General features: G+C 71.8%; 5 protein-coding genes. 3 read left to right on the forward strand and 2 right to left on the reverse strand.

Features of this window, described 5'->3' with window-relative positions:
- Positions 1 to 175 precede the first annotated feature (175 nt).
- Positions 176 to 949, reverse strand: coding sequence for a TetR/AcrR family transcriptional regulator (locus R2S09_RS02695; RefSeq protein WP_306190559.1), 774 nt, complete (start codon positions 947 to 949; stop codon positions 176 to 178).
- Positions 950 to 1,344: 395 nt separating this feature from the next.
- On the opposite strand from R2S09_RS02695, the gene R2S09_RS02700 reads away from it, so the two are divergent.
- Positions 1,345 to 2,721: an NAD(P)/FAD-dependent oxidoreductase gene (locus R2S09_RS02700; protein WP_306190558.1), complete on the forward strand. Its 1,377-nt coding sequence runs from the start codon at positions 1,345 to 1,347 to the stop codon at positions 2,719 to 2,721.
- Positions 2,722 to 2,960: 239 nt separating this feature from the next.
- Positions 2,961 to 4,643 (forward strand): SpoIIE family protein phosphatase, encoded by a 1,683-nt coding sequence (locus tag R2S09_RS02705; protein ID WP_316739569.1) that lies wholly within the window; start codon positions 2,961 to 2,963, stop codon positions 4,641 to 4,643.
- 147 nt (positions 4,644 to 4,790) lie between these two features.
- Here the strand turns inward: R2S09_RS02705 and R2S09_RS02710 are convergent, their stop codons facing one another.
- The gene (locus R2S09_RS02710; protein ID WP_316739594.1) at positions 4,791 to 6,062 is read right to left on the reverse strand and encodes an MFS transporter; all 1,272 of its coding nucleotides are present in this window, start codon (positions 6,060 to 6,062) and stop codon (positions 4,791 to 4,793) included.
- 184 nt (positions 6,063 to 6,246) lie between these two features.
- Between R2S09_RS02710 and R2S09_RS02715 the strand changes: the two genes are divergently transcribed.
- Positions 6,247 to 6,798, forward strand: a complete 552-nt coding sequence (locus R2S09_RS02715; protein WP_316739595.1) for a MarR family transcriptional regulator — start codon at positions 6,247 to 6,249, stop codon at positions 6,796 to 6,798.
- Positions 6,799 to 7,048: the final 250 nt, after the last annotated feature.

Below are 7,048 nucleotides of genomic sequence, written 5' to 3' on the forward strand. Positions count from 1 at the left end.
GGTCAGACTGCCACAGGGCGATCGGTCAGGACTCAGCAGGAAGGATCCGCCACTCGTCCGTGGGGACTCGCCGCGACGCAGTACTGGAATTCACCCGTACGGGAACGCTCCCTCACCCCACCACACCACACCGTCGCTCCACCGCACCGTGGCTCCACCGCGCGCCGTTCCCGGCTCACGCCGGCCGCGACCGCAACCCCTCCAGCAGGATGTCCAGCAGCCGGGCCGAGGCCGCCGCCTGCTGGTCCGCGTCCGGGAGCGAGGGCGCCGCCGTCGCGATGACCAGCAGCACGTCCGAGACCGACACGTCCGGCCGCAGCTCGCCCGCCGCGCGTGCCCGCTCCACCAGCCGGCCCACGACCTCCAGCAGCGCCGCCGCCCCGGCGTCGTCGTCCTCCGCGTCCGGCGCGAGCGCCCCGGCCCCGTCGGGCACGAGCCGCAGCTCCCCCGGACCCGGCTGGATCCGCTGCTGCGGCACCCGCGCCCCGTCGGCACGGTCCTCGGCGACCCCGACCCGCAGCACCTGCGGCGGCAGCAGCCGCCCGGCACCCGACGCCACCGACGTGCGCAGGAACCGCGACAGCGCCGACCACGGCTCGTCCTCCTGGCCGAGCGCGGCCCGCGCCTGGTCGGTCAGCCGGGCCGTTTCCTCCTCGGCTATGCGCCGCACCAGGACGTCCTTGCTCGGGAACCGCCGGTACACCGTCCCCACACCGACCCGCGCGCGCCGCGCCACGTCCTCCATCGGCGCGCCGTAGCCCAGCTCGCCGAAGACCTCGCGCGCCGCCCGCAGCACGTGCTCGAGATTGCGCTGTGCGTCCACGCGCAGCGGTGTCGTCCGGACCGACCGGCCGTCCTCCCCGCGCCCGTTGCCCGCCGCCGCGCCCATCGCCCCGCCACCGGGTGCGACGGCGGACGCTGTGGACCAATGAGTGTCCTGAGTGTGCATGACTGATCCCCCGGTAATGACGTCTCCCCCCGGAGACTCCCCGCCGCTGAATCCGGGGTGTGCGGAACGGGGATCACGCACGACCGACCCCGCTCGCCGGGACCCGATCAGGCCCCGCGGACTCGTTCGACCACATCCCCCACACCCCGTCGACACACGAACATAGTTGAGAGGGGGTCAATTCAGAAGGGGCAGGTTCCGCACAGAGCGCCCCCCGATCGGAGTACGGGCCGCATACGTCCCGATTGCGTTCCCTGCCACGGCCCACCCGATACCGTCTGACCTGCACGGCTTCCCAGCACTCCGGCGATCTCGCCGACCCGGTGCGGCCCCGGCCCGCGGTCACACAATTCGTCGAGGCTGTGGACAAACGACAGTCACGGGTGCGTCATGGGATGGTGAAGGAACGTGCGCGCATTCTCGTTGTCGGTGGCGGCTACGTCGGGATGTACACGGCCCTGCGCCTGCAGCAGCGGATGAAACAGGAGCTCAGGCGGGGCGAGGCCGAGATCACCGTTGTCACGCCCGACCCTTATATGACGTATCAGCCGTTCCTTCCCGAGGCGGCCGCCGGCGCGATCTCCCCGCGGCACGTCGTCGTGCCGCTGCGCCGCGTCCTCGACCAGTGCCGCATAGTCGCCGGCGAGGTCCAGAGCATCGACCACGCGCACCGCACCGCCACCCTCACCACCCTCGCCACCGAGGAGCGGGGCGGCACCGAGCAGCTGACGTACGACGAACTCGTCCTCGCGCCCGGTGCCGTCTCACGCACCCTGCCCATCCCCGGCCTCGTCGACTACGGCATCGGCTTCAAGACCGTCGAGGAGGCCATCGGGCTGCGCAACCACGTCATCGAACAGATGGACATCGCCTCCTCCACCCGCGACCCCGCCGTCCGCGACGCCGCCCTCACCTTTGTCTTCGTCGGCGGCGGATACGCCGGCGTGGAGGCCCTCGGCGAACTGGAGGACATGGCCCGCTACGCCGCCCGCTACTACCACAACGTCAAACCCGAGGACATGAAGTGGATCCTCGTCGAGGCCTCGGACCGCATCCTGCCCGAGGTCGGCGAGGAGATGGGCCGCTACACGGTCACCCAGCTGCGCCGCCGCAACATCCAGGTGCTGCTCGGCACCCGCCTGGAATCGTGCGCCGACCGCGTGGCCGTCCTCAGCGACGGCCAGCGCTTCCCCACCCGTACCGTCGTGTGGACCGCCGGCGTCAAACCGCACCCCCTGCTGGCCGCCACCGACCTGCCATTGGACGCCCGCGGCAGGCTGAAGTGCACCCCGCAGCTGACCGTCGACGGCGTCGAGCACGCCTGGGCCGCGGGCGACGCCGCGGCCGTCCCCGACGTCACGGCCGCCGATCCCGGCGCCGACACCGCCCCCAACGCCCAGCACGCGGTGCGCCAGGCCAAGCTCCTCGGCGACAACATCGCCCGCTCCCTGCGCGGCGAACCCCTTCAGACATACGCGCACAAGTACGTCGGCTCGGTCGCCTCCCTCGGGCTGCACAAGGGCGTCGCACAGGTCTACGGACGCAAACTGAGGGGCTACCCCGCCTGGTTCATGCACCGCGCCTACCACCTCAGCCGGGTCCCCACCGTCAACCGCAAGGCCCGGGTGCTCGCCGAGTGGACCCTGGCAGGACTGTTCAAACGGGAGATCGTCTCCCTCGGTTCACTGGAACATCCCCGCGCGGAGTTCGAACTGGCCGCCGGTGGAAAGCATCCTCTCGACCCGAACATCAACCCGAAAGGGTCGTCCTGACCGGACCGAGGAACTCCACCGGACGCCCAGGCGTCCCACGGATGTCGGCGCGCGGCGGCCACACTGCCAGACTGGTCCACGACCGGAGGCGGTCGGCCGTCCACCCCCGATGAACCGAGGACGCATTCCGCTGTGCCGCACCCCCCGGGGCAGCGACCACGTGCGGTCACCGCCGCGCGGCCCCACACCCCCGCCGGGCCCGGAGCCGGCCTGAGACGACAGACACGAGGCAAGGATTCGTGAACTTCACGCGCTGGAGCGCCCGGCTCCCCGGAATCCCCGGCACACAGCGCCGCGCCGCAGCGCGGACCGAACTCGCCACCACCACCACCACCGCCGACCGCCGGGCCGATGGCTCCGTACCCGCCGCCCGCGCCGAACACCTGACCGACGGCACAGCCCCCGTGCCCGCCGTCGACGAACTCCCCGCCCGCGAAGTCCTCGACCGGGTCCCCGCCCTCGTCGCCCTCGTCCACGGCCGTGACCACCGCATCGCCTACGTCAACGACGCCTACACCGCCGCCTTCGGCGCACGCCCCCTCGGCGAACCCGCCCGCGACGCCCTCCCCGAACTGCGCGACCTCGGCCTGCTCCCGCTCCTGGACCAGGTCCTGCGCAGCGGCAGGCCCCGCACCCTGAAGTCCCGCAAGGCACCCGACGGCCGCTCCTACACCTTCACCTGCACCCCGGTCAGTGAGGCCGAGAGCCGGTCCCGCACCGCCGGCTCGGGAGTCCTCGTCTTCGCCACCGACGTCACCGACCACGCCGAAGCCGCCGAACGCCTGCGCGCCAGCGAACGCCGCCAGCGCGAAACCGCCGTCACCCTCCAGCGCTCCCTCCTCCCCCAGGTCCTCGAACAGCCCGACGATCTGCGCATCGCCGCCACCTACCAGCCCGGCGGCACCGAAGCCGCCGTCGGCGGCGACTGGTACGACGTCATCACCCTCGGCGGCGGACGCACCGCTCTCGTCATCGGCGACGTCATGGGCCGAGGAGTACGGGCCGCCGCCGTCATGGGCCAACTGCGCACCGCGGTCCGCGCCTACGCCCGCATTGACCTGCCGCCCCACGAGGTCCTCCAGCTCCTCGACGGCCTCGCCGCCGAGATCGACCCCGACCAGATCGCGACCTGCGTCTACGCCGTCCACGACCCCAACGAGGGCCGGCTGGTCTACTCCTCCGCAGGCCACCTGCCGATCTTGGTCCGCGACGAGAACGGCACCGTGCTGCGCGCCGACGAACCCACCGGCCCCCCGCTGGGCACCGGCGGCTGGATGCACTCCTCCGGCTCGGTCCCGCTCGGTCCCGGCGCCACCGCGGTGCTCTACACCGACGGCCTGGTCGAACGCCGCGACGAGGACCTCGACGAGGGCATCACCTCCCTGGAGCGCGCCCTGGCCGGAGCCACCGGCACCCCACAGGTTGTCTGCGACCGCCTGGTCCGCTCGGCCGGTGTGCAGGCCGACCACGACGACGACGTGGCCGTCCTCGTCCTGCAGCACCCCGCCCGCACCGGCCCGGACAGCGAGCTCTTCCGCAACGCCGCGCTGGAACTCCTCGGCGGAGTGGAAGCGGCCCCCCGCGCGCGTGCCTTCGCCTCCGGCGTCCTGACCAGCTGGCGCTTCCCGACCGAGCTGCACGACCTCGGCGTCCTCGCGGCCAGCGAACTCGTCGCCAACTCCCTGCAGCACGGCACACCCCCCATGCGCCTGCGGCTGCGCCGCACCGACCGCCGCCTCATCGTCGAGGTCACCGACGGGGACGACCACCTGCCCAGGCGTCGCCGCGCCGAACCCGTCGACGAGTCCGGCCGCGGCATCGCCATCGTCGCGACCATCGCCTCCAACTGGGGCGCCCGCCGGACCCCGGGCGGCGGAAAGACGGTGTGGTGCGAGTTCACCCTGCCGAGAAAGCAGCCGTAGCGGCCGCGCCGGCCATGGTGGGCCGGGTAGCGGCCGTACGACGGGACGGGACACGGCCGTACGACAACCGGACGCAGCCGCACGACACGGCACAGCGGCGGCCACCACCCGAAGGGCGACGGCCGCCGCTGTGGTCGGGCAGGAGGCTCACGCCTCCGCGTTGACCGCCGGAGCGGCCGCTCCACCGCGCGCCACCACCCGGCTGCGCGCGCCCCACGGTTGGTCCTGTGCGGCGGTGAGCCCCCGCCCCAGCCGCACCGCCAGGACACTGATCCCCAGCGAGAACACCAGGAACGTCACCACATACGGTCCCGGCAGCGATGCGGCCAGCGGGCCGCCCACCGCCGGCCCGACCGCCAGCGCGAGCTGCTTCACCAGGGCGAACGCCGAGTTGTACTGCCCGGCCATGCCCGTCGGCGCCAGGTCGGCCACCAGCGGCGCGAGCGTCGGCGACAGCATCGCCTCACCCAGACCGAACAGCGCGTACGTCGACACGAACGCGGCCGTCGCCATCACCTGGCTGCCGTGCCCGAGCCCCGCGTACGCCGCCGCGCCCCACGCGACCGCCCAGATCACACCCACCGCCGCGATCACCCGCGACCGCCGGCGCCGCTCGACGAACCTCAGCACCGCGAACTGCGCCACCACGATCATCATCGTGTTCGCCGCCAGCGCCGTCCCCAGCGCCGACGTCGATATCCCGGCGGCCTCCACGCCGTAGGCGCTCAGACCCGACTCGAACTGCCCGTAGCAGGCGAAGAACAGCACGAAGCCCAGCACGCACAGCTGGACCATGGCCCGGTTGCCGAGCAGCTGCCTCCAGCTGCTCCGTGCCGAACGTCCGGCGCCGGTCGGCGCCTCCTCGACGCGCGGTGCATGCGGCATCCGCACCGTCGCCATCAGCACCACCAGCAGCAGGAACACCGCCGCCTCGATGGCGAAGAGCAGAGTGAAGGAGGAGACGCGGGTGGTGTCGACGAGGTGACCGCCTATGAGGCCACCGACGCCGAGCCCCAGGTTCTGCAGGAAGAACTGCATCGCGAACGCCCGCGACCGCGTCTCCGTGGTCGAGCAGTCCACGATCATCGTCGCCAGCGCCGGCTGCATCACCGCCTGCCCGGCCCCCAGCGCGCCGGCCGATAGCAGGACGGCCCCCGCATGACCCGCCAGACCCAGGCTCAGCGCGCCCAGCGCGGCCATGACCAGGGCGGCGAGCAGGACCGGCAGCGGGCCGCGCCGCACGATCGCCCTGCCGGCGAACGGCAGCACGATCAGCGCGGCCACGGCGAAGACGGCGAGGACGAGCCCCGCCGTCATGGCTCCCAGGCCCCGCACCTGCGCCACATAGACGTACAGGTAGGGGACGGTGAAGCCGAGCCCGAACGCGCTGAGTGCGTTGCCCACGTGGATCCGGCGCATCGCTGCGCCCATCGCCCTGGTCACGTTCACCTCTCTCCAGTAGTGGTACGGATGGTTGGAGTGCCTCAGTACTTAGAAGCGAAGACTTCGAAACTAAAGTTCGATATCGAAGACTACACCTCGAAGGACTTCGATGCCAGCGCCCTCGTGCGATACTGCGGACATGGGTGAGACCTCCGGCAGCATCGGCGACACCGACGGCATCGACACCGAGCCGACGCTCGAGGAGCAGATCGCCGCCTACCAGCGCGAGTTCCAGGACCTGGACCCCCAGGTCGAGAAGATCGTCTCTGCGCTCTCCCGCCTGAACCGCCGGATGAACGTCGCCTACGGCCGGCAGACCGCCGCCCTCGGCATCAGCAACGCCGAGTGGGAGGTCCTCAAGGCGCTGGTCCTCTCCGGAGCCCCCTACCAGTTGGGCCCGAGCGAACTCGCCAAGCGCCTCGGCCTGACCCCGGCCGCGATGACCCACCGAATCGACCGCATGGTCGCGGAGGGCCTGGTCACCCGGGAGCGCGACGAGTCCAACCGTGTGCGGGTCATCGTCGAGCTGACCCCCGAGGGCCGCGAGAAGTGGCTGGAGGCCATGCGGCTGGCGACGGTGTTCGAGGGTGACCTCCTCCAGGACCTCTCCCCCGCGGAGCGCGCGGTCCTCGGCGAGGTGCTGACCAGGCTCCTGCGCCGGGTCGAGGAGGCCCAGCCGGACGCCGGCGGACGGCTCAGCGACCTCGACTAAAAGATCTTGACAGGGGGCGCTTGACAGCCCTCTCGCGGATCCGTAAAGTTCTTCGGGTTGTCGCGGAGCCTTAACGGTTCTCCGGCAGCACCTCCCGCCGCTCCAGCGGCACCCCAAACCACCAGCACGATCTCCCGAACGGGTTGTTTTCGGCGCGTCCGAATTCAATTCGAAAGGGACTCGTCGACCCGCATCGGATCCACTCAGGGCCCGATTGGGAATCGCCGAGGAGATCCGCTAAGGTTTGAAA

Origin of the sequence: Streptomyces sp. MK7, from assembly GCF_032658145.1 — a bacterium.
GTDB lineage: Bacteria > Actinomycetota > Actinomycetes > Streptomycetales > Streptomycetaceae > Streptomyces > Streptomyces spiralis.